This window comes from Streptomyces sp. NBC_01092 (genome assembly GCF_045039535.1).
Lineage (GTDB): Bacteria > Actinomycetota > Actinomycetes > Streptomycetales > Streptomycetaceae > Streptomyces.
The window spans coordinates 9,544,867-9,566,168 of sequence record NZ_CP108659.1; the positions used below are offsets into that span (position 1 = coordinate 9,544,867).

18 protein-coding genes are annotated in these 21,302 nt (G+C 70.4%); 10 read left to right on the top strand and 8 right to left on the bottom strand.

The window, feature by feature from the left end:
* Nucleotides 1–240: 240 nt before the first annotated feature.
* A complete protein-coding gene (locus tag OG254_RS43165; protein ID WP_405593198.1) occupies nucleotides 241–1,095 on the bottom strand; it encodes a glycosyltransferase family 2 protein in 855 nt (284 codons plus the stop codon).
* A 169-nt stretch (nucleotides 1,096–1,264) separates the two neighbouring features.
* Here OG254_RS43165 and OG254_RS43170 point away from each other — a divergent pair, with 169 nt between their 5' ends.
* A complete protein-coding gene (locus OG254_RS43170; RefSeq protein ID WP_405593200.1) occupies nucleotides 1,265–2,068 on the top strand; it encodes a DUF427 domain-containing protein in 804 nt (267 codons plus the stop codon).
* On the opposite strand, the gene OG254_RS43175 is transcribed toward OG254_RS43170, so the two are convergent.
* The 6 genes from OG254_RS43175 to iolC all read right to left on the bottom strand — a co-directional run bounded on the left by OG254_RS43175 (nucleotide 2,058) and on the right by iolC (nucleotide 9,210).
* On the bottom strand, nucleotides 2,058–2,843 hold the full coding sequence (locus OG254_RS43175) for a GntR family transcriptional regulator (RefSeq protein WP_405593202.1): 786 nt from the start codon (nucleotides 2,841–2,843) through the stop codon (nucleotides 2,058–2,060). The genes OG254_RS43170 and OG254_RS43175 overlap by 11 nt on opposite strands.
* A gap of 43 nt (nucleotides 2,844–2,886) precedes the next feature.
* Nucleotides 2,887–4,380: a CoA-acylating methylmalonate-semialdehyde dehydrogenase gene (locus OG254_RS43180; protein ID WP_405595541.1), complete on the bottom strand. Its 1,494-nt coding sequence runs from the start codon at nucleotides 4,378–4,380 to the stop codon at nucleotides 2,887–2,889.
* A 79-nt stretch (nucleotides 4,381–4,459) separates the two neighbouring features.
* The gene (gene iolD / locus OG254_RS43185; RefSeq protein WP_405593204.1) at nucleotides 4,460–6,337 is read right to left on the bottom strand and encodes a 3D-(3,5/4)-trihydroxycyclohexane-1,2-dione acylhydrolase (decyclizing); all 1,878 of its coding nucleotides are present in this window, start codon (nucleotides 6,335–6,337) and stop codon (nucleotides 4,460–4,462) included.
* 8 nt (nucleotides 6,338–6,345) lie between these two features.
* Nucleotides 6,346–7,257: a 5-deoxy-glucuronate isomerase gene (gene iolB, locus OG254_RS43190; protein WP_405593206.1), complete on the bottom strand. Its 912-nt coding sequence runs from the start codon at nucleotides 7,255–7,257 to the stop codon at nucleotides 6,346–6,348.
* Between the two features lie 70 nt (nucleotides 7,258–7,327).
* Nucleotides 7,328–8,215 (bottom strand): deoxyribose-phosphate aldolase, encoded by an 888-nt coding sequence (locus OG254_RS43195; RefSeq protein ID WP_405593208.1) that lies wholly within the window; start codon nucleotides 8,213–8,215, stop codon nucleotides 7,328–7,330.
* Between the two features lie 35 nt (nucleotides 8,216–8,250).
* Nucleotides 8,251–9,210 (bottom strand): 5-dehydro-2-deoxygluconokinase, encoded by a 960-nt coding sequence (gene iolC, locus OG254_RS43200; protein ID WP_405593210.1) that lies wholly within the window; start codon nucleotides 9,208–9,210, stop codon nucleotides 8,251–8,253.
* Between the two features lie 310 nt (nucleotides 9,211–9,520).
* Here iolC and OG254_RS43205 point away from each other — a divergent pair, with 310 nt between their 5' ends.
* Genes OG254_RS43205 through OG254_RS43225 form a run of 5 tightly spaced genes read left to right on the top strand, consistent with a single transcriptional unit; the run spans nucleotide 9,521 to nucleotide 14,482 of the window.
* Complete coding sequence (locus tag OG254_RS43205; RefSeq protein WP_405593212.1) at nucleotides 9,521–10,537, top strand: sugar ABC transporter substrate-binding protein; 1,017 nt, start codon at nucleotides 9,521–9,523, stop codon at nucleotides 10,535–10,537.
* Complete coding sequence (locus tag OG254_RS43210) at nucleotides 10,537–11,616, top strand: ABC transporter permease (RefSeq protein WP_405593214.1); 1,080 nt, start codon at nucleotides 10,537–10,539, stop codon at nucleotides 11,614–11,616. The genes OG254_RS43205 and OG254_RS43210 overlap by 1 nt, the downstream gene beginning before the upstream one ends.
* 5 nt (nucleotides 11,617–11,621) lie before the next feature.
* Nucleotides 11,622–12,530 (top strand): ATP-binding cassette domain-containing protein, encoded by a 909-nt coding sequence (locus OG254_RS43215; RefSeq protein WP_405593216.1) that lies wholly within the window; start codon nucleotides 11,622–11,624, stop codon nucleotides 12,528–12,530.
* A 1-nt stretch (nucleotide 12,531) separates the two neighbouring features.
* The gene (locus OG254_RS43220) at nucleotides 12,532–13,434 is read left to right on the top strand and encodes a sugar phosphate isomerase/epimerase family protein (RefSeq protein WP_405593218.1); all 903 of its coding nucleotides are present in this window, start codon (nucleotides 12,532–12,534) and stop codon (nucleotides 13,432–13,434) included.
* A 25-nt stretch (nucleotides 13,435–13,459) separates the two neighbouring features.
* Nucleotides 13,460–14,482 (top strand): Gfo/Idh/MocA family protein, encoded by a 1,023-nt coding sequence (locus OG254_RS43225; protein WP_405593220.1) that lies wholly within the window; start codon nucleotides 13,460–13,462, stop codon nucleotides 14,480–14,482.
* Nucleotides 14,483–14,795: 313 nt separating this feature from the next.
* On the opposite strand, the gene OG254_RS43230 is transcribed toward OG254_RS43225, so the two are convergent.
* Complete coding sequence (locus OG254_RS43230) at nucleotides 14,796–15,413, bottom strand: TetR/AcrR family transcriptional regulator (protein ID WP_261989304.1); 618 nt, start codon at nucleotides 15,411–15,413, stop codon at nucleotides 14,796–14,798.
* A gap of 121 nt (nucleotides 15,414–15,534) precedes the next feature.
* Between OG254_RS43230 and OG254_RS43235 the strand changes: the two genes are divergently transcribed.
* From OG254_RS43235 to OG254_RS43250, 4 genes are read left to right on the top strand one after another with little or no spacing between them, the layout of a single operon-like run.
* Complete coding sequence (locus OG254_RS43235; protein ID WP_405593222.1) at nucleotides 15,535–16,746, top strand: alpha/beta hydrolase family protein; 1,212 nt, start codon at nucleotides 15,535–15,537, stop codon at nucleotides 16,744–16,746.
* The gene (locus OG254_RS43240; protein ID WP_405593223.1) at nucleotides 16,743–18,098 is read left to right on the top strand and encodes an MFS transporter; all 1,356 of its coding nucleotides are present in this window, start codon (nucleotides 16,743–16,745) and stop codon (nucleotides 18,096–18,098) included. The genes OG254_RS43235 and OG254_RS43240 overlap by 4 nt, the downstream gene beginning before the upstream one ends.
* A gap of 5 nt (nucleotides 18,099–18,103) precedes the next feature.
* Complete coding sequence (locus OG254_RS43245; RefSeq protein ID WP_405593224.1) at nucleotides 18,104–19,279, top strand: thiolase family protein; 1,176 nt, start codon at nucleotides 18,104–18,106, stop codon at nucleotides 19,277–19,279.
* Entirely contained in the window at nucleotides 19,276–21,255 is a 1,980-nt protein-coding gene (locus OG254_RS43250; RefSeq protein WP_405593225.1) for an AMP-binding protein, read from the top strand. Before OG254_RS43245 ends, OG254_RS43250 begins: the two co-directional genes overlap by 4 nt.
* Nucleotides 21,256–21,302 lie beyond the last annotated feature (47 nt).

Below are 21,302 nucleotides of genomic sequence, written 5' to 3' on the forward strand. Positions count from 1 at the left end.
GTCCGCTGAGGACAGAAGCGCTCGCTCGAACGACGTGATGAAGGCACGCGCACGCATGAACAGTCCTCCGCGGCGAAACGGCGATGCGGGACAACGAGGGGAACCCCTGCCCGCAGGCGTGATGTGTCAGAAGCGCTGGCATTCCGCGGACACCGGCGGTGGCTTCAACTCCCAGTCCACCATGATCGGTCCGCAACAGCCACTCGGCAGAGCCGGCGGGGCTCGGGATGCCGGGTCGGCTCAACTCGCAGTGCTCGGCCGGGTTCTCTCGGCGGCGGGTGCCGAGCGACTGTTCGGCCGCTCTGAGAGCAGTGTGCGCAACACCCGCTGGCCGTCCGATATGGCGTGCAGGTTGGACCGGCCGCTGCGGCGCGGCAGCTCAAGGCTCGGAACCTCCGCGATCCGCAGACCCGAGCGCAACGCATGCGCGATCATCTCGGTCTCGATCTCGAACCCGGTGGAGTGCAGGTCGAGATCGTCCAGGAAACTGCGGCGGAAGGCGCAGAACCCGTAGCAGAGATCGGTCAGCGAGGCGTGGTACAGGTGGTTCACCGTCGCCAGCAGCGCATGGTTGCCCCAGCGCCGGATGCGCGTGATGTCGAGTGATCCGCCGCCCGCGATGAAGCGCGACCCCTTCACGAAGTCGAAGCCGTTGTCCAGGAAGTGCAGGTAGTGCGGGATCTCCTCGGGCAGCATGCTGCCGTCCGCGTCGATCATCACGATGTAGTCGCCGACCGCGGCGAGGAAACCGGTGCGCAGCGCGTTCCCCTTGCCAGGGCCGCTCTGTTCGACGTGGCGGACGGTCGGCAGGCAGTGCCTGGCCATGTGCACCGTGGCGTCGCTGGAGTCGCCGTCGACCAGGATGACTTCGTCGACGCAGTCCGGGATCTGTTCGAAGACCCAGGGGATGTTGCGCGCCTCGTTACGAGCGGGCACGACCAGGCTGACAGTGGCCCGGGGCGGGGGGCGGTCCTCCGCGCGGCGCAGGGGGTGGGCGGGCCGGTCCGTGGACCTGCGGGCCGGGGGCTGAGGGGCGGCGCCGTTGCGGGACGGTGGAGCGAGGGTGCTGGGTTCTGTCAGATGGGAAGCGTTCATGGTGCTTGCATCTCCGGGCGGGCCGGTTGCGGCAGAGTCGACGCCATATGTTTACGACGTACATATACATGTTTGCCCCATATTGACCGTAAGGTCAAGGCCCGGCTCCACACGGCCCGCCGACCGCGCCCGGAGTACGCTCCGAAAAGGAGCCGAAGGAGAGTGGGCCATGCCTCTGTTCCCCAACGAGCGCAATGTCCGTACGACCCCTGAAGGCCTCCTCTGGGAACCCAGCGAGCGCTGGGTGCGCGGCCTGAAGGGCGACGTCACCGTCGTCGACAGCCGGCACCCCCTCCTGGTCTGGGAACCCGATCTCCCCGTCCCGTGCTACGCGTTCCCGCGGGAGGAGGTCCGCACGGACCTCCTCCGCCCGGCCAAGAACCCGACGCCGGGCAAGCACACCGGGTCGCAGATCTTCTACGACCTCGAAACCGACGGCGAGCCGGTGGAGAACGCGGCGTGGACCTTCCCCGCCGCCGACCTCGCCGGGCACATCGCCTTCGAGTGGTTCTGGCGGTGGGGGAGCGGCCTCGACCACTGGTACGAGGAAGAGGAAGAGATCTTCATCCACCCGCGCGATCCGCACAAACGGGTGGACGCCATGGCCAGCAGCCGTCATGTCCAGGTCGAGGTCGGCGGCACGGTCGTCGCGGACACCCACCGTCCGGTGCTGCTGTTCGAGACCGGTCTGCCGACCCGGTACTACATGCCCCGCGAGGACATCCGCCTCGACCTGTTCGAGCCCACCGACCACAGCACCGGGTGCCCGTACAAGGGCACCGCCCAGTACTGGACCTGGAGCGGCGAGGGCGAGGTCCCGCCGAACATCCTGTGGAGCTACGCCGAGCCGCTGTCCGCGGTGGGCCCCGTCAAGGGGCTCCTGGCCTTCTACAACGAGGCCGTCGACATCCGCTTGGACGGCGAACGGCTACAGCGGCCGGTCACGCCGTTCACCGCGAGCCTCAAGGCCTGACCAGCAGCTGGAAGTCGAACGCGTACCGGGACGCGCGGTAGATGTGTGTCCCGTACTCGACCGGCCGCCCCGTGTCGTCGTACGCCGTGCGCTGCATGGTGAGCAGCGCGGCGCCCTCCTTCTCGTCGAGCCGCTGCGCCTCCTCGGCGGTGGCGCAGCGGGCGCCGATGGTCTGGCGGGCGCTGTGCAGGGTGATGCCGACGGCCCGCATCATCCGGTACAGGCCGGTCGACTCCAGCCGGGCCGTGTCGAGGTCGAGCAGGCTCGCGGGCAGGTAGTTGCAGAGGATGGCCACGGGCTGGCCATGTGTGCAGCGCAGCCGCTCCAGCACCGTGACCTCCGCGCCCTCCGCGAGGCCGAGCGCGGCCGCGACGTCGGCGGCCGCCGGGACAAGCTCGTTGCGGACGACCTGCGTGGTCGGACCCTGCCCCGCCGCCTCCAGGTCGTCGTAGAGACTGCTCAGCTCCAGCGGGCGCTTCACCTGGCTGTGCACCACCTGGGTGCCCACCCCGCGCCGCCGCACCAGCAGCCCCTTGTCGACGAGGGACTGGATGGCCTGCCGGACGGTGGGCCGGGACAGGCCCAGCCGCACCGACAGGTCGACCTCGTTGCCCAGGAGGTTGCCCGGGGCGAGGGCCCCGTGCTCGATCGCCGCCTCCAGCTGCTGGGCGAGCTGGTAGTACAGCGGTACGGGACTGCCCCGGTCCAGGGCGAAGTCCAGTGAGTCCAGCGCGGAGGCGGAGCCGGCACGTGCGGAGCCGCGGGTCTTCGCCATGGGACGACCTCCCGGTCAGGGATCAGGGACTGCTCAGGGGTTGCTAGGAGTTGCTGGGGAAACCGAGGTTGATGCCGCCGTCGGACGGGTCCGGCCAGCGCGTGGTGATCACCTTCCCCTGGGTGTAGAAGGCGATGCCGTCGTTGCCGTAGACGTGCAGGTCGCCGAAGAGCGAGTCCTTCCAGCCACCGAAGGAGTGGTAGCCGACGGGCACCGGGATCGGCACGTTCACGCCCACCATGCCCGCCTTGACCTCCAGCTGGAAGCGGCGGGCGGCGCCGCCGTCCCGGGTGAAGATCGCGGTGCCGTTGCCCCAACGGGAGGCGTTGATCAGCTTGATGGCCTCCTCGTACGTCTCCGCACGCACCACCGCCAGCACCGGACCGAAGATCTCGTCCCGGTACGCGTCCGCCGTCAGCGGCACCCGGTCGAGGAGGGAGACGCCGAGGAAGAAGCCGTCCTCGTGGCCCTCAACGCTGTAACCGGTGCCGTCGACGACGACCTCGGCGCCCTGCTCGGCGGCCGACGACACGTACGACGCCACCTTGTCGCGGTGCTCGCGCGTGATCAGCGGGCCCATCTCGGAGGCCGGGTCATTGCCGGGGCCGATCTTCAGGCTCTTCGCGCGCTCGGCGATCTTGCCGACCAGCTCGTCGCCCGTGTCACCGACCGCGACCACGACCGACACGGCCATGCAGCGCTCGCCGGCCGAGCCGTAGGCGGCGTTGATCGCCTGGTCGGCGGCGAAGTCCAGATCGGCGTCGGGGAGCACGAGCATGTGGTTCTTGGCGCCGCCCAGGGCCTGCACGCGCTTGCCGTGCTCGACCGCCTTGAGCTGGATGTACTTCGCGATCGGCGTCGAGCCGACGAAGGACACCGCCTCGATGTCCGGGTGCTCAAGGAGCCGGTCCACGGCGACCTTGTCGCCCTGGACGACGTTCAGCACACCGTCCGGCAGGCCCGCCTCGGAGGCCAGCTCGGCCAGCCGGTACGACGCCGACGGGTCCTTCTCGCTCGGCTTCAGCACGAAGGTGTTGCCGCACGCGATGGCCAGCGGGAACATCCACATCGGCACCATGGCGGGGAAGTTGAACGGCGTGATGCCGGCGACCACGCCCAGCGGCTGGCGGATCGAGGCCACGTCCACCCGGGACGACACCTGCGTCGACAGCTCGCCCTTCAACTGCACGCTGATCCCGCAGGCCAGCTCCACGATCTCCATGCCGCGTGCGACCTCGCCGAGCGCGTCGGAGTGCACCTTGCCGTGCTCGGCGGTGATCAGCTCCGCGATCTCGTCGCGGTGCGCGTCCAGCAGCTCGCGGTACTTGAAGAGGATCGCCGTGCGCTTGGCCAGGGAGGACTGGCCCCAGCTCTCGAACGCGGCCTTGGCGGAGGCGACGGCGGCGTCCACCTCGTCCACGGTCGCGAAGGCGACCTGCTTCTCCTGGGCGCCGGTGGCCGGGTTGTAGACGGGGGCGAAGCGGCCGGAGCCGCCCTCGACGGGCTTGCCGTCTATCCAGTGGGTGATGGTCTTCATGGTGCGCAAGGGCCTTTCATGAGGGCGTTCGGAGGGGGAGTTCAGAGGTGGCGACGGCGATCACAGGTGGCGACGGCGATCACAGATGGTGGCGGCGTCCGGTGACGTGCCGGTCATAGCGTTCGCGGGCCTCGACGGCGGCCTCACGCGAGGCGACCTCGGCCACGGGCACGTCCCACCAGGCCTCGGCGCCCGGCGAGCCCGGGTTCATGATGTCCGTCTCGACGTACACGCAGGTCGGCCGGTCGGAGGCGCGGGCCGTGGCCAGCGCCTCGCGCAGCTCGCCCACCGTCTTGGCGCGCAGGACGTCCATGCCGAGGCTGGCCGCGTTGGCGGCGAGGTCGACGGGGAGCGGGGCGCCGCTGAAGGTGCCGTCGGCGGCGCGGTAGCGGTAGTCGGTGCCGAAGCGCTCGCCGCCGGTCTCGGCCGACAGTCCGCCGATGGAGGCGTAACCGTGGTTCTGGATCAGGACGATGTTGACCGGCAGTCCCTCCTGGACCGCGGTCACGATCTCGGTCGGCATCATCAGATAGGTGCCGTCGCCGACCAGCGACCACACCGCCGTGTCCGGGGCCGCCTGCTGGATGCCGATCCCGGCCGGGATCTCGTAGCCCATGCAGGAGTAGCCGTACTCCAGGTGGTACTGGCGCGGCGAGCGGGACCGCCACAGTTTGTGCAGGTCGCCCGGGAGCGATCCGGCCGCGTTGATCACCACGTCGTCGTCGCCGACGACCGCGTCCAGCGCGCCCAGCACCTGGGTCTGCGTCGGTACGGCCGTGTCGTCGTCGGCGCGGTAGGCGGCCTCGACGACCGCGTCCCAACGCTCCTTGCCGGTGCGGTACTCGGCCTCGTATGCGGCGTCCACGCGATGGCCGGAAAGCGCCCCCGTCAAGGCCGTGAGCCCGGCCCGCGCGTCGCAGACCAGCGTCCGGGCGGCCAGCTTGTGCGCGTCGAAGCCGGTGATGTTGAGGTTGAGGAAACGCACGCCCGGCTTCTGGAAGAGCGTGCCGGACGCGGTCGTGAAGTCCGTGTACCTCGTCCCCAAGCCGATCACCAGGTCGGCGGTGCGCGCGATGTCGTCGCTGACCGACGTGCCGGTGTGGCCGATGCCGCCGAGGTCGGCGCGGTGGTCGTACCGCAGCGAGCCCTTGCCCGCCTGGGTGGAGGCGACCGGGATGCCGGTGGCCTCGACGAACGCCTTCAACGCGTCCTCGGCCTCGCTGTGGTGGACGCCGCCGCCCGCGACGATCAGGGGGCGCTCGGCGGCCCGGATCGCCTCGACGGCCGCCGCCAGCTCGACCGGGTCCGGCGCGGGACGCCGTACGTACCAGACGCGCTCGGCGAAGAACTCCTGAGGCCAGTCGTATGCCTCCGCCTGCACGTCCTGGGGGAGGGCCAGCGTCACCGCGCCGGTCTCGGCCGGGTCGGCGAGCACGCGCATGGCGTTCAGCGCGGACGGGATCAGGGCCTCGGGGCGGGTGATCCGGTCGAAGTACTTCGACACCGGCCGGAGGGTGTCGTTGACCGACACGTCCGCCTCGGTCGGGTGCTCCAGCTGCTGGAGCAGCGGGTCGGGGGCGTGCGAGGCGAAGTAGTCGCCGGGGAGCAGGAGGACCGGGAGACGGTTGATCGTCGCCAGGGCCGCACCGGTCACCAGGTTCGTCGCGCCCGGACCGATCGACGTCGTCACCGCCTGCGCGGAGAGCCGGTTGAGCTGGCGGGCGTAGCCGACGGCCGCGTGCACCATGGACTGCTCGTTGCGGCCCTGGTGGTACGGCATGACGTCCTCGCCGGCCTGGAGGAGGGCCTGGCCGATGCCGGCCACGTTGCCGTGGCCGAAGATGCCCCAGGTGCCGGCGACCAGCCGGTGCCGTACGCCGTCGCGCTCGGTGTACTGGGCGGACAGGAACCGCACCAGCGCCTGGGCGACGGTCAGGCGGACGGTGGATGGGCTCATCGGGGACCTCACTGGGACGGAGCGGTGTAGAGGGGCAGACGGGGGTCGACGGGCTGGTCCGGCCAGGTGCCGCGGATCCAGGCGTGATCGGGGTGGTCGCAGATCAGCCAGGCGCGCTCGGCCTCGGGGCCCGCCATGACGTTGAGGTAGTACATGTGGTGGCCGGGCACCGCCATGGAGGGCCCGTGCCAGCCGTCGGGGATCAGCACGACGTCGCCGCCGCGGACCTCGGCCAGGACGTCGGTGTTCCGGCCGTGGCCGGACGGGGAGACACGCTGGTATCCGAGGCCGGGGGTGCCTTCGTGGTCGGCGAACTCGAAGTAGTAGATCTCTTCGAGGACCGACTCCTCTCCGGGGCGGTGCTCGTCGTGCTTGTGCGGCGGGAAGGACGACCAGTTGCCGCCCGGCGTGATGACCTCGACCGCGATGAGTTTGTCGCACTCGAAACCCTGTCCATCAGCGCCTCCGGCGCGGGCAGCCGCACCGAAGTTGTTCACCTGGCGGCTGCTGCTGCCCGTGCCGCGCAGCTCCACCGGCACCGACGACGCCGGTCCGTAGCGGGCGGGCAGCCGGCGCGAGCAGCGCGCGCCGGTCAGCGCGAACCGTCCGCCGCCGGGCGACGAGACGGTCGTACGGGCGTCCCGCGGCACGTAGGCGAAGTCGCTGACCGCGCTGAACACGCTGTCGCGGCCGGTGAGTTGAAACGTGTCATGGCCGAAATCGTCGGTGGCCTCGACCGTGCAGCCGCCCTTCAGCGGCAGCACGATCCACTCGCTGTCACCGGTGTCGAAGCTGTGCGAGCCGCCGGGCGGCAGCTCCAGGACCTTCAGGCTGGAGTAGCCCCAGCCGGCCTTCTCGGGCGTGACGTCCACGACGTACGGGCCGCCGAGCGCCTTTCCCGCGGGAAGGTGATACGTCATCGTGTTCCTCCGGGTCACGACAGGCAGGTCACAAGAGGTGGGTCACAACAGGTAGGTCACAACAGGCGGGTCACAGCAGACCGACGGCCGTGTCCACCGCCGTCTCCACACTGCCCTCGGCCGGGTAGAGCAGCGAGCGGCCGACGACCATGCCCTGGACGGTGGGCAGCCTGAGCGCCTTGCGCCAGCGCTCGTACGCCCCCGCTTGTTCTTCGGCGGAGCCCCCCACCTCGCCGCCCAGCAGGACGACGGGGAGCGTGGACGTCTCCAGGACCTCGGCCATGTCGTCGGGGTCGTCGGTGACGGGCAGTTTCAGCCAGGTGTAGGCCGAGGTGCCGCCGAGCCCCGACGCGATGGCGATCGACTTGGTGACGGCCTCCGCGGACAGGTCGTTGCGCACCTTGCCGTCGATCCGCCGGGAGAGGAACGGCTCGACGAACAGCGGCAGCCGCAGCGCCGCCATGGCGTCGATGGCGCGGGCCGTGGACTCCAGGGTGGTCAGCGAGCCCGGGTCGTCGTAGTCGATCCGGACCAGCAGCTTGCCCGCGTCGAAGCGGAGCCTCGCGATGTCCTCGGCGCGGTGGCCGGTGAAGCGGTCGTCCATCTCGAAGCACGCGCCGGCCAGGCCCCCGCGGTTCATGGAGCCCATGACAACCTTGTCGTCCAGCACGCCGAGGAGCAGCAGGTCCTCCAGTATGTCGGCGGTGGCCAGCACTCCGTCCACGCCGGGCCGGGACAGCGCCGTGCACAGGCGTTCCAGCAGATCGGTCCGGTCGGCCATGGCCAGGCGCCGGTCGCCGACGCCGAGGGCGCCGCGGGCCGGGTGGTCGGCCGCCACGATCATCAGGCGGCCGCTGTCGCCGATCAGCGGGCGGCGCACCCGGCGGGCCGCGGCCTCGGCGATCGCCTCGGGGTGCCGGGCTCTGATCGCGGTGAGGTCGGGGATGGTGATGCTCAAAGGAAGCTCCGTTTCAGGGGTGGCTCGGCCGGCCGTCATGACGCCCGCGCGAGGAGGTCCTCGACCTCGGACTCGGTGGGCATCGCGGAGGAGCAGGCGAGGCGGGAGGCGACGAGCGCGCCGGCGGCGTTGGCGTACCGCATGGTTTCGGCCAGATCCCAGCCGGACAGCAGCCCGTGGACCAGTGAGCCGCCGAAGGCGTCGCCCGCGCCGAGCCCGTTGGCGACCTCGACCGGAACCGGCGGCACCTCGGCCTCCGTGCCGTCCCGGTGCACTGCCAGCACGCCCTTGGGGCCCTGCTTGACGACCGCCAGCTCCACGCCGGCCGCCAGGAGCGCCTCGGCGCAGGCACGCGGCTCACGGACCCCGGTGGCGACCTCGCACTCGTCGAGGTTGCCGACGGCGACCGTGGCGTGCCGCAGCGCCTCGGTGTAGTACGGGCGGGCCTGGTCCGGGTCGCGCCAGAACATGGGGCGCCAGTCGAGGTCGAAGACCGTGGTGCCCGCCTTGTCGCGTGCCTTGAGGGCGGCGAGGGTGGCGGAGCGGCTCGGTTCCTCGCTCAGGCCGGTGCCGGTGATCCAGAAGACACGGGCCGCGCGGATCGCCCAGTAGTCCAGTTCGTCGGAGTGTATCTCCAGGTCAGGCGCCTTAGGCTGCCGGTAGAAGTACAGCGGGAAGTCGTCCGGCGGGAAGATCTCGCAGAACGTCACCGGCGTCGGATACGCGGCGACCGGCGTCACCCAGCGGTCGTCGACGCCGAAGTCCTTGAGGGCTTCGTGCAGGTAGGCGCCGAAGGGATCGTCGCCGGTGCGCGTGATCACGGCGGTGGTGCGACCGAGCCGGGCGGCGGCGACGGCGACGTTCGCGGCGGAGCCTCCGAGGAATTTGCCGAACGTCTCCACCTGCGTCAGAGGGAGGCCGGACTGCAAGGGGTAGAGGTCGACTCCTATTCTTCCCATCGTGATCAAGTCGAAGGACTTGGCTGACTCGGCCATGCGTGACGCTCCTAGAGCTGGACAGGGGTTGCAGGTCCCCAGGGGACTGCCGCCTCCCAGGTGTAGGACGTGAAGGCCGACGCTGTCAATACTTTGTACTTACATTCGGACCTGAGTGTGAAATGATGTCTTAACAAAGTATTGACAGCGGGCGCATCTAGGGATTGGATCCCGTCCCAGCGAAGCCGCCGTGTTCCACGGCACAAACGGCCCGGACAGCGCACAGGTCCGGGCCTGGATCCAAGTGATCGTCACTGATCACCACCCTTTCCCCCGTCGCACACCCGTCGCACAGTGAGGTGCTGGAAAGATGGACCGCTCTTACCCCCGCTCCCGCAAGCTGGTCCCCTTGGTGGCCATGGCCGCCGCGGCCGCGTTGACCCTCGCAGGCTGCTCCAGCAGCTCTGGTGGCAAGGAATCCGAGGAGAGCGCGGAAGGCGCCTCCGCGGGCAAGGCCAACACTCCCCGGATGAAGGTCGCCCTGGTGACCCACCAGTCGCCCGGTGACACGTTCTGGGACATCGTCCGCAAGGGCGCCGAGGCGGCCGCCGCCAAGGACAACATCGAGCTGATCTACTCCGCCGACCCGAACGCGGGCAACCAGGCCAACCTGGTCCAGAACGCGATCGACCAGAAGGTCGACGGCATCGCGATCACCCTCGCCAAGCCGGACGCCCTGAAGGATGTCGTCGGCAAGGCGAACAAGGCCGGCATCCCGGTCGTCGGCCTCAACTCCGGCGTCAGCGAATGGCAGAAGCTCGGCCTGATGGAGTTCTTCGGCCAGGACGAGACGGTGGCCGGCGAGGCGCTCGGCAAGCGCCTGAACGAGGCCGGTGCCAAGAAGGCCGTCTGTGTCATCCAGGAACAGGGCAACATCGGCCTCACGCAGCGCTGTGACGGCGTGAAGAAGACGTTCGAGGGCACGACCGAGACCCTGAACGTCAACGGCACGGACATGCCGTCCGTGAAGTCCACGATCACCGCCAAGCTCAAGCAGGACAGCGACATCGACTACGTCGTCGCCCTCGGCGCCCCGTTCGCGCTGACGGCCGCCCAGTCGGTGGACGAGGCGGGCAGCAAGGCGAAGGTCGCGACCTTCGACCTGAACAAGGAACTGACCGGAGCGATCAGCAAGGGCGACATCGAGTTCGCCGTCGACCAGCAGCCCTACCTCCAGGGCTACCTGGCGATCGACTCCCTGTGGCTCTACAAGAACAACGGCAACTACATGGGCGGCGGCGAGGCCCCGGTGCTGACCGGTCCGGCCTTCGTCGACAAGACGAACGTCGAGAAGATCGACGCGTTCGCCTCGAAGGGCACCCGGTGATGAGCATGACCCGACAGGCTGAGCCGGCGGTGACCACACCGCCGGCCTCCGGCCCCGGCAAGGAATCCGACGGGCGGACCCGGCAGCGACCTCTGGCGCTGCGCCTCCTCGCCCGTCCCGAGGTCGGTGTATTCCTCGGTGCGGTCGCGGTGCTGGTCTTCTTCCTCATCACGGCTCCGGCCGTGCGTGACGGCAGCTCGATGGCGAACATCCTGTACCAGTCGTCGACCATCGGGATCATGGCCCTGCCGGTCGCGCTGCTGATGATCGGCGGCGAGTTCGACCTGTCCGCCGGTGTCGCCGTGATCACCTCGGCCCTGACCGCGAGCATGGTCAGCTACCAACTGACCATGAACGTCTGGGTCGGTGTGATCGTCGCCCTGATCGTGTCCCTCGCGGTCGGTCTGTTCAACGGGTGGCTGCTGGTCAAGACCGGGCTGCCGAGCTTCCTCGTCACCCTGGGCACCTTTCTGATCCTGCAGGGTGTGAACCTGGCGGTGACCAAGCTGGTCACCGGCAACGTCGCGACCGACGACATCAGCGACATGGACGGCTTCGAGCAGGCCAAGGCCGTCTTCGCGTCGTCCTTCGACATCGGCGGCGTCAACGTGAAGATCACCGTCGTGTGGTGGCTGGTCTTCGCCGCCATCGCCACCTGGGTGCTGCTGCGTACGAAGTACGGCAACTGGATCTTCGCGGTCGGCGGCAACCAGCAGTCCGCCCGCGCGGTCGGTGTGCCGGTGACGTTCACGAAGATCTCGCTGTTCATGCTGGTCGGCTTCGGCGCCTGGTTCGTCGGTATGCACCAGCTGTTCTCGTTCAACACCGTGCAGTCGGGCGAGGGTGTGGGCCAGGAGCTCATCTACATCGCCGCGGCCGTCATCGGCGGCTGTCTGCTGACCGGTGGTGCGGGTTCCGCGATCGGCCCGGTCTTCGGTGCCTTCATGTTCGGCATGGTCCAGCAGGGCATCGTCTACGCCGGCTGGAACCCCGACTGGTTCAAGGCGTTCCTCGGCGTGATGCTCCTCGGCGCCGTCCTCATCAATCTGTGGGTCCAGCGCACGGCGACCCGGAGGTGACCCGAATGACCAGCAAAGAAACCGGCACCCACGGCGCCATCCTCGAAGACAAGGCCCCCGACAAGGACGCCCCGGTCGTCGAACTGCGAGCGGCGGGCAAGTCGTACGGCAACATCCGCGCCCTGCACGGCGTCGATCTGAAGGTGTTCCCCAGCCAGGTCACCTGCGTGCTGGGCGACAACGGCGCGGGCAAGTCCACCCTCATCAAGATCATCTCGGGTCTGCACCAGCACACCGAGGGCGAGTTCCTCGTCGACGGCCAACCCGTACGGTTCTCCACCCCGCGCGAGGCCCTCGACAAGGGCATCGCCACGGTCTACCAGGACCTCGCCGTCGTCCCGCTGATGCCGGTGTGGCGGAACTTCTTCCTCGGCTCCGAGATGACCAAGGGCCGCTGGCCCGTGCGCCGTCTCGACATCGACAAGATGAAGAAGACCGCCGACGAGGAACTGCGCAACATGGGCATCATCCTCGACGACCTCGAACAGCCCATCGGCACCCTCTCCGGCGGCCAGCGCCAGTGCGTGGCCATCGCCCGCGCCGTCTACTTCGGCGCCCGCGTGCTGATCCTGGACGAGCCGACCGCCGCGCTCGGCGTCAAGCAGTCCGGTGTGGTGCTGAAGTACATCGCCGCCGCCCGCGACCGAGGCCTCGGCGTCATCTTCATCACCCACAACCCGCACCACGCCTACATGGTCGGCGACCACTTCAGCGTCCTGCGCCTGGGCACCATGGAACTCAACGCCTCCCGCGACGAAGTGAGCCTGGAAGAGCTCACCAACCACATGGCCGGCGGCACCGAACTCGCCGCCCTCAAGCACGAGTTGTCCCAGGTCCGCGGAGTCGACGTCGAAGAACTGCCCGAGGCGGCAGACCTCACCGCACCCGTGGCATCCTCGGAAGGGAAGTCCTGACATGGCCCCCCTGCTGGACCGCATCCGGGTCGGCTCGGCCCCCGACTCCTGGGGCGTCTGGTTCCCCGACGACCCTGTCCAGGTGCCCTGGGAACGCTTCCTCGACGAGGTCGCCGAGGCCGGCTACGACTGGATCGAGCTGGGCCCGTACGGCTATCTGCCGACCGACCCGGCGCGCCTGACCCACGAGATCAACAAGCGCAACCTCAAGGTCTCGGCGGGCACGATCTTCACCGGACTGCACCGTGGCCCCTCCGTCTGGGAGTCCACCTGGGAGCACGTCAGCGAGGTCGCCGCGCTCACCCAGGCCATGGGCGCGAAGCACCTTGTCGTCATCCCGTCCTTCTGGCGGGACGACAAGACCGCCGAGATCCTGGAGCCGCCGGAGCTCACCGGTGAGCAGTGGGCCCACCTGACCAAGGGCATGGAGCGGCTGGGGCACGAGGTGCGGGAGCAGTTCGGCCTCGACATCGTCGTGCACCCGCACGCCGACACCCACATCGACACCGAGGCCCACGTCGAGCGCTTCCTCGATTCGACCGACTCCGACCTGGTCAACCTCTGCCTGGACACCGGTCACTACGCCTACTGCGGCGGCGACAGCGTCAAGCTGATCGAGACCTACGGCGAGCGCATCGGCTATCTGCACCTCAAGCAGGTGGACCCCGAGATCCTCGCGGACGTGGTGAAGAACGAGATCCCGTTCGGCCCCGCCGTCCAGCGCGGCGTGATGTGCGAACCCCCGGCCGGCGTACCGGAGTTGGGTCCCGTCCTCACGGCCGCGCAGAAGCTGAACGTGGACCTGTTCGCGATCGTCGAGCAGGACATGTACCCCTGCGAGCCGGACAAGCCGCTGCCCATCGCGGTCCGTACCCGCAAGTTCCTGAGGTCCTGCGGCGCCTGACGACCCGAAAGGACGGCCGATCGCCATGACTCAGCGTCCGCACACGCTCGCAGTCGCAGTCATCGGTACCGGAAAAATGGGCGCGGACCATGTGCGCCGCATTCAGGAGGTCACCAGCGGGGCACGGGTGACCGCCGTCGTGGACGTCGACGCGGAACGCGCCAAATCGGTGGCCGCCCGTGTCGACGGCTGCACCGTCCATACCGACCCGGCCGCCGCGATGGCGTCGGCCGACGTCGACGCGGTGATCATCGCCTCGCCGGGACCCGCCCACGAGGCGGCGCTTCTCGCGGCCTTCGAGCACGATCTGCCGGTGCTGTGCGAGAAGCCGCTCACGCCCGACGCGGCCTCCGCGCTGCGGGTGCTGGAGGCCGAGCAGAAGCTCGGGCACCGCAGGGTCCAGGTGGGCTTCATGCGGCGCTACGACGCCGAGTACATGAAGCTCAAGGCCGTCCTGGAGACGGGCCAGCTGGGCCGTCCGCTGATGCTGCACAACCGGCACCGCAATGTCGCCAGCCCGCCCGGCTGGACGTCCGAGATGCTCATCAACGACTCGGTGACGCACGAGATGGACGTGACCCGCTGGCTGCTCGGCCACGAGATCACGGCCGTCACCGTGCTCGCCCCGACGCCGTCGGGCAACGCGCCGGACGGCATCCGCGACCCCCAGTTCGTCGTGTTCGAGACGGACGGCGGGGCCATCGTCGACGTCGAGATCTACGTCAACTGCGGCTTCGGCTACCAGGTCCAGGCCGAGGTCGTCTGCGAACGCGGCACCGCCCGCGTCGGCGACGGCCACGCCATGGTCACCAACGCCGCCGGCCGCTGGGGCGGCATCATCGCGCAGGACTACATCGAGCGGTTCGCCGACGCCTACGACCGTGAGGTCCAGGCCTGGGTGGACGCCACCCGGCGCGGCGAGGTCGTCGGCCCGAGCGCGTGGGACGGCTACGCCGTGGCCGCGGTGTGCGAGGCGGGCATACGGGCGCTGGAGGAGGGCGGGCGGATCGCTGTGGAACTCGTCGACAGGCCCGTGCTGTACCGGTGAGAGGTGAACGTGTCACCTATGGCGAGCGTCCCGTGCGCTCAGGACAGGGGTGACCGTTGCACCGAGCGTGTTGAGCCGCCGCTGGTGGGCGAAGTCCCTCCGGGCTCATGACGCACGTGCGGTTTTCTCTCCTCGTCGGCCCGTCCGCTCCCCGTGAGCGGACGGGCCGACGAGGCTGTGGGCGAGTCCGCACTCGGCGTGCCTCAAGCGATCAGTCGACGATCTGCCCGCGTCCGGAGCCGCACGGGAGTGCGTCGGGCACGCCGCGGCACGCCGACGTTCAGCGGCTGGGCACGCCGCGGCGCACGAGCGTTCAGCGGGTGGCGGCGAGCGCCGCGAGGACGGCGTGGGTGAGGCGGGTGACGTAGGCATCGTCGGTGGGGCCGCCGACCGCGAGCATCCTGAAGTACAGCGGGGCTCCGAAAATGTCGACGGCCAAGCCCATGTCGATGTCGCCGGGCAACTCGCCGCGGTCCACCGCCTGGCGCAGGAGCGTCGCCACAGCCGCGCGCCGGGGACCAAGGACCGCCTGGTACAGCGCGTCGCGCAGGGAAGGGTTGCGGGCCGACTCGGCCACCAGGTCGGGGATGATCCGGCCGGCCAGGGGATGCCGCAGGTCGGCCATGGTGTGCCGGATGAAGCGCTCGACGTCGTCGTGCAGCGACCCGGAGTCGGCCGTCGCGGGCAGATGTGCGGCGGCGGCCTCCGAGACCAGCTCCACCACCATGACCTCCTTGGCGGGCCAGCGGCGGTAGAGGGCCGCCTTGCCGACACGGGCCCGGCGGGTCACGGCCTCCATGGACATCCGGGCGTATCCGGTCTCGGCCAGTTCCTCGAAGACCGCCCGCCTGATCGTCTCGGTCACGGATTCCCGTAGCACCGCCGAGCCGCTGGGCCTGCGGTCGAACGTGTTCCTGCTGGTGGAGTCCACCGCGCGACATTAACACCGAACGGAACGGTTGCGTTCCGTCGAGGCCGGGTGTACGTTCCGCGGCGAGACGGAACGGGTCCGTTCCGTTCCGCCCCGGAGAAGTCCGGGAAAGGAGGTCACGATGAAGTTCCTCTTCGACGATGTGGCGTTCTCCTTCCAGGCTCTGCGCACCGCCGGGCACGCCGCCTACGCCGGCGCGGACCTCGGCGAGGTCCTCGTCACCTGCCGGAACATCCCGGACGGCGACGAGCAGGCCTGGTACCGGGAGTGGACCGCTCTCGCCGAACGCCTCCACCGCATCGGCGACGAGGTGCTCGCCTCAGGCCACCGGGTCAGCGCCCGCGAGGCCCTGCTGCGGGCCTCGAACTACTACCGGACCGCGGACTTCTTCCGCGTCGACAACCGCGACGCGGACGCCGAGTCGGACCGGCTCGCCCGGTGCTCGCGGCAGACCTTCGCACGGGCGGCCGAACTCTTCGACGTGCCCGCGCTGCGCCTGGAGATCCCTTACGAGAACACCACCCTGCCGGGATACCTGTTCCGCGCCGACGGAGCCGGCGATGCGGCCCGCCGACTGCCCACCGTGATCCACCACGGCGGCTACGACTCGACCCTGGAGGAGCTGTACTTCATGGTGGCGGGCGGCGCGTTGCGCCGCGGCTACCACGTGCTCGCCTTCGAAGGCCCCGGCCAGCAGTCCGTCCGCCGGGAGCGGGGACTCGTCTTCCGGCCGGACTGGGAACACGTGGTCGGCCCTGTGGTCGACCACGCCCTGACCCGTCCGGAGGTGGACCCTGAGAGGCTCGTGTTGTGGGGCACCAGCTTCGGCGGGCTGCTGGCCGCCCGCGCGGCAGCGTTCGAGGACCGCCTCGCCGCGTGCGTCCTGCACAACGGGATCTACGACTTCTACGAACTCCCGCTCCGCGGCATCCCGCCCTACCTCGCCGAGTGGGTGGCGGAGGGCCGCGACGACGTGGCCGGGCCCGCGCTGGACGTCAGCATGGTGCAGAGCACGCGAGTGCGCTGGTTCCTGCGGCACGGCATGTGGGTCTTCGGGGCCAAGACGCCCCCCGAGGCGCTGCGCGCCTGCGCCCCGTACAACCTCGACGGCACGGTCGAGCACGTCACCTGCCCGACCCTGGTCCTCGACGCGGAGAACGACGTGATCTGCCACGGTGAGGCCCGGCGCGTGCACGACGCCCTGCGCTGCCCGAAGGAGCTGATGGTGTTCACCGACGCCGAAGGGGCCGGCGAACACTGCCAGGAAGGTGCGGCGCTCCGCTTCCACCAGCGTGCGTTCGACTGGCTCGACGAACGGCTGTCCCCGGCATGACCGTCGACGCGGACACACGGCCGGACGCCGCGGACGACACCCGGCGCCGCAGTCGCACCGTACTGACCCTGCTCGCGCTGTTCATCGTGATCAATGCTGCCGACAAGGCCGTGCTCGGTCTGACCGCGGGCCCCATCAAGGACGATCTCGATCTCACGGCCACCGAGTTCGGCACCATCGCCAGCAGCTTCTACTTGTTGTTCAGCCTCTCGGCGGTCTCCGTCGGCTTCCTCGGCGACCGCATCTGCCCCCGGCCCCTGCTCGCCGTGCTCGCCCTGGTCTGGGCAGCGGCCCAGCTGCCGATCCTCTTCCCCGCCACAGGATTCGCAGCGCTCGTCGCCACCCGGGTGGTGCTCGGCGCGGGTGAGGGGCCGGGGTACCCCCTGGCCAACTACACGGCCTTCACATGGTTCCCGGAGAAGCGGCGCGCCCTGCCCTCGGCCGTCGTGGTCGCGGGTGCCGCCGGCGGCACCGTCCTGGCCGCCCCGCTGGTCGTCCTGGTCAGTAACAGCCTCGGCTGGCGGGCCGCGTTCGGCCTGCTCGGGGCCGCCGGCGCGGTGTGGGCCGTCGTCTGGCTCAGGCTCGGCGGCGGCGGCCCGTACACCGCACGCCTCGGCCCCGCACAGGACGAACCGTCCAGGGCGGCAGGGGAGCAGCCATCCGTGCCGCTCTGGCGCGTCGTCACCACCGGCACCTGGCTCGGGGCGACGTTCTCGGCGTTCGCGGTCATGTGGACGCTCGCCCTGGGCTTCGCCTGGCTCCCGCTGTTCCTGGAGGAACAGGCCGGGTTCAGCGACGCGGAGGTAAGCGGGATCGTCGGCCTGCCCGCCCTGTCGATGGCCGTCCTCGTCCTCACCGCGGGAGCCGTCGCGCACCGGTTGCTGGGGCGAGGGGGGAGCGCCCGGGTCGCGCAGGGGCTGGTGGGCGCGTCACTTCCGCTCGTCGCCGGCGTCTGCCTGCTCCTGACGACCCGGGCCGGCCCCGCAGTCCTGCTGCCGCTGCTCGTCCTCGCGTTCTCCGCCGGCAACGGACAGACCCCGCTGACCAACGCGGCGATCGCGGACATCTGCCCGCCCGGACGACGCAGTGCGGCCCTGGGAGTGTCCTACGCCCTCGCCGCCCTCTCCAGCCTGCTCGCCCCCTATGTCACCGGGCGGATCATCGACGCCGCGCCCACCGAGTCCGTCGGCTACGGCCGGGCCTTCGACCTGACCGCCGGCCTGCTGATCACCGGTGCCGTCCTCTCCGCGTTCCTGATCCGTCCGGACCGGGACGCCCTCGCCCTGCTGCCCGAACGCCCCGTGACGTCCCCCGTGTCCGGCACGGATGCGGAGCCCTCAGCGAAGGAGTGAGCCCGATGCCCGTAGACATCGCCGTCGTCCACGGGGCCCGCACCCCGATCGGCCGGTACAAAGGCGCACTGAGCGCGGTGCCCGCCCACCGGCTGGGTGCCGTCGTGATCCGGGAGGCGGTCCTGCGCGGCGGACTGGAACCCGACGCCGTGGACGAAGTCGTCCTGGGCTGTGTCGGCCTGGTCGGCCCCGACGCGTTCAACGCCCGGCGCGCGGCATTGCGTGCCGGGCTGCCCGTGCGGACCACCGCGTACAACGTCAACCGGCTGTGCGGATCAGGTCTCCAGGCGGTCTGGTCGGCCGCGCAGAGCCTCACCCTCGGTGCGACCGATGTCGTCGTGGCGGGCGGCAACGAGTCGATGACCCGTCAGCCGCTGCTCGACTACGGCGAACGGGCCCCTGACGAGCTGACCGAAGGAACGACCATCGACGGCACCCTCTCCCTGGTCACCGATCCCTTCGGGGACTACCCCATGGGCATGACGGGCGAGGCGGTGGCCGATCGGTACGGCATCTCTCGGCGGCGCCAGGACCGATGGGCCGCCGAGAGCCAGCGGCGCGCCGCCATCGCTGTGGAGGAGGGACGGTTCCAGGACCAGATCGTGCCCGTGGCCACCGCGCACGGCATCGTCGAGCGGGACGAACACCCCCGGCCCGGTACGACGGAGGAGAAACTCGCGGGCCTGCGCCCCGTCTTCGCGGAGAACGGCACGATCACCGCCGGGAACTCCGCCGGTATCAACGACGGCGGCGCCGCCGTGCTCCTGATGCGCGCGGCCGACGTCGACTCCGGCACCACACCGCTGTGCCGACTGCGTGACGCCGCCGTCACGGCGCTGGAGCCGGAGATCATGGGCGTCGCCCCCGCGGAGACGATCCGCACCCTGCTGCGCCGCAACGACCTCACCCTGGACGAGATCGACGTGATCGAACTCAACGAGGCGTTCGCAGCCCAGGTCCTGGCCGTCATGGACCACCTCAAGCTCGAACCGGACCGGGTCAACCCGAACGGTGGGGCGATCGCCCTGGGCCATCCCATCGGCGCCACCGGATGCGTCCTGCTGCTCAAGGCGGCGCACGAACTGCGCCGCACCGGCGGCCGGCTGGCCGTGGTCGCCCTGTGCATCGGCGGCGGCCAGGGCATCGCCGCACTGATCGAGAATCCGAGCGCGGCCCGATGAGCGCGTACGCCTGGTATCCGACGCAGGAGTTCACCGAGCGGAGCAACATCACGGCGTTCTGCCGCAGGCACGGAGTCGACGGCGGCTACCGCACGCTCCAGGCCAGGTCCGCGGCCGACCCCGAGTGGTTCTGGGAGCGGGCTGTGCAGGACATCGGCATCGTCTGGCACCAGCCGCCGCTGCGCGTCTGCGACGACTCCGGAGGCATCGCGTTCACGCGCTGGTTCCCGGGCGCGTACACCAACCTCGTGGACTCCTGCCTGGAGCGCCGGGTGCGGCAGGGGAGCGGGCAGGCTCCCGCACTGCGCTGGGAGCGGGAGGACGGCACGCACGGGGTGCTGACCTACGGCGAAGCGGCCGCGTACAGCGCCCGGGTGGCGGGCGGGCTGCGCGAGCTCGGTGTCGTGTCCGGGGACCGCGTGGCCGGCTACCTGCCCCCCGGTCCCGAGGCGTTCGTCCTGCTCTTCGCCTGCGCGCGCATCGGTGCCGTACTGGTGCCGCTGTTCTCGGGGTTCGGCGCCGAGGCCATCGCCGTCCGGCTCGTCGATGCCGGCGTCCGGGTCCTGGTGACCGCCGCGAGCGCCGTCCGGCGGGGGCGTCGACAGGACATGGAGGCGGTGGCCCGCACGTCACTGGAGAGCGCCACGTGCGTACGCCATCTCGTCGTCGTCCGGGAGCCGAGCGCGCCACGGCACTCCTCGAAGGGACGAACGGCGCCTTCAGGGACCGGCGGCCACGAACGCGTCGGGCTCGCGACCACGGACTGGCACCGACTGGCCGCCCCCGACCCCGTCCCGGTCGTCTCGGTGCCCGTCACTGCCCCCTTCCTCCTGCTGCACACCTCCGGCACCACCGGCCGCCCGAAAGGGGCGGTCCACACCCACGGCGGCTTCCCGGCACAGGTGGGCAGCGAGACCCGGTACAACCTCGACCTGCGGCCGGACGACGTGGTCTTCTGGGTGACCGACCCCGGCTGGGTCATGTTCCCGCTCATCGCCGTGGGCGGCACTCTCGCAGGCGCCTGCGTCCTGGCGTACGAGGGCGCGATCGACCACCCGGACGTCACCCGCCTGTGGCGCCTGCTCGACGACCACGAGGTCACCGTCTTCGGCAGTTCGCCCAGTCTGTCCCGCATGCTGATGGGCCGTGAGCCGCGCGACCCGGTCGTGCCCTCCCGGCTACGGGTGCTCGGCTCGACCGGGGAGCCGTGGACCGAGGACGCCTGGCGTTGGTACTTCGCCGAGTTCGGCGGCAAACGCTGCCCGGTGATCAATATCTGCGGCGGCACCGAGGTCGGCGGGTCCCTGCTCGCCTCCGCGCCCACCCTGCCCCAGTCGCCGTGCGGGTTCGCGGGCCCCTGCCTGGGCATCGCCGCGGTCGTCGAGGACGACTCCGGCGCGCAGCCGCCCGAGGGGCAGCTCGGCGAGCTGGTCGTCAAGCGCTCTTGGCCGGGCATGACCCGGGGGCTGTGGCGGGCGCGCGAACGCTTCGCCCAGACCTACTTCGTCCGCAGGCCGGGCCGTTGGTCCCACGGCGACCTCGTCTCCCGCACCGGCGACGAGTGGTTCGTCCACGGGCGGCTCGACGATGTCATCAAGCTGGCAGGCAAACGGCTCGGGCCCACCGAGGTCGAGGACGCCGTCGTCGGCGATCCGGCTGTCGCCGAGGCGGCCGCGGTCGGCATCCCGCACCCCGTCAAGGGGGAGGCCCTGTGGTGCTTCGCGGTCCCGGCCGACGGCCGGTCGCTGGGCGAGACGGAGGCCGAGCGGATCCGTGAGCGGGTGGCCGGTTCGCTCGGCGCCGCGTTCCGCCCCGCTCGGGTGGTCGCCGTGCCGGAGCTGCCCCGGACCCGCAACGGCAAGGTGATGCGGCGACTCGTCCGCGGTCTCGTCACCGGCGAGGCACCCGGTGACCTGTCCACGCTCGTCAACCCGGCCTGCCTCGACGCGATCCGTGCCGCCCTGCACGAGCAGTGAAGGCAGGACCCGTGCAGGCGGGCGACCCGCCCCGGCACTCATGCATG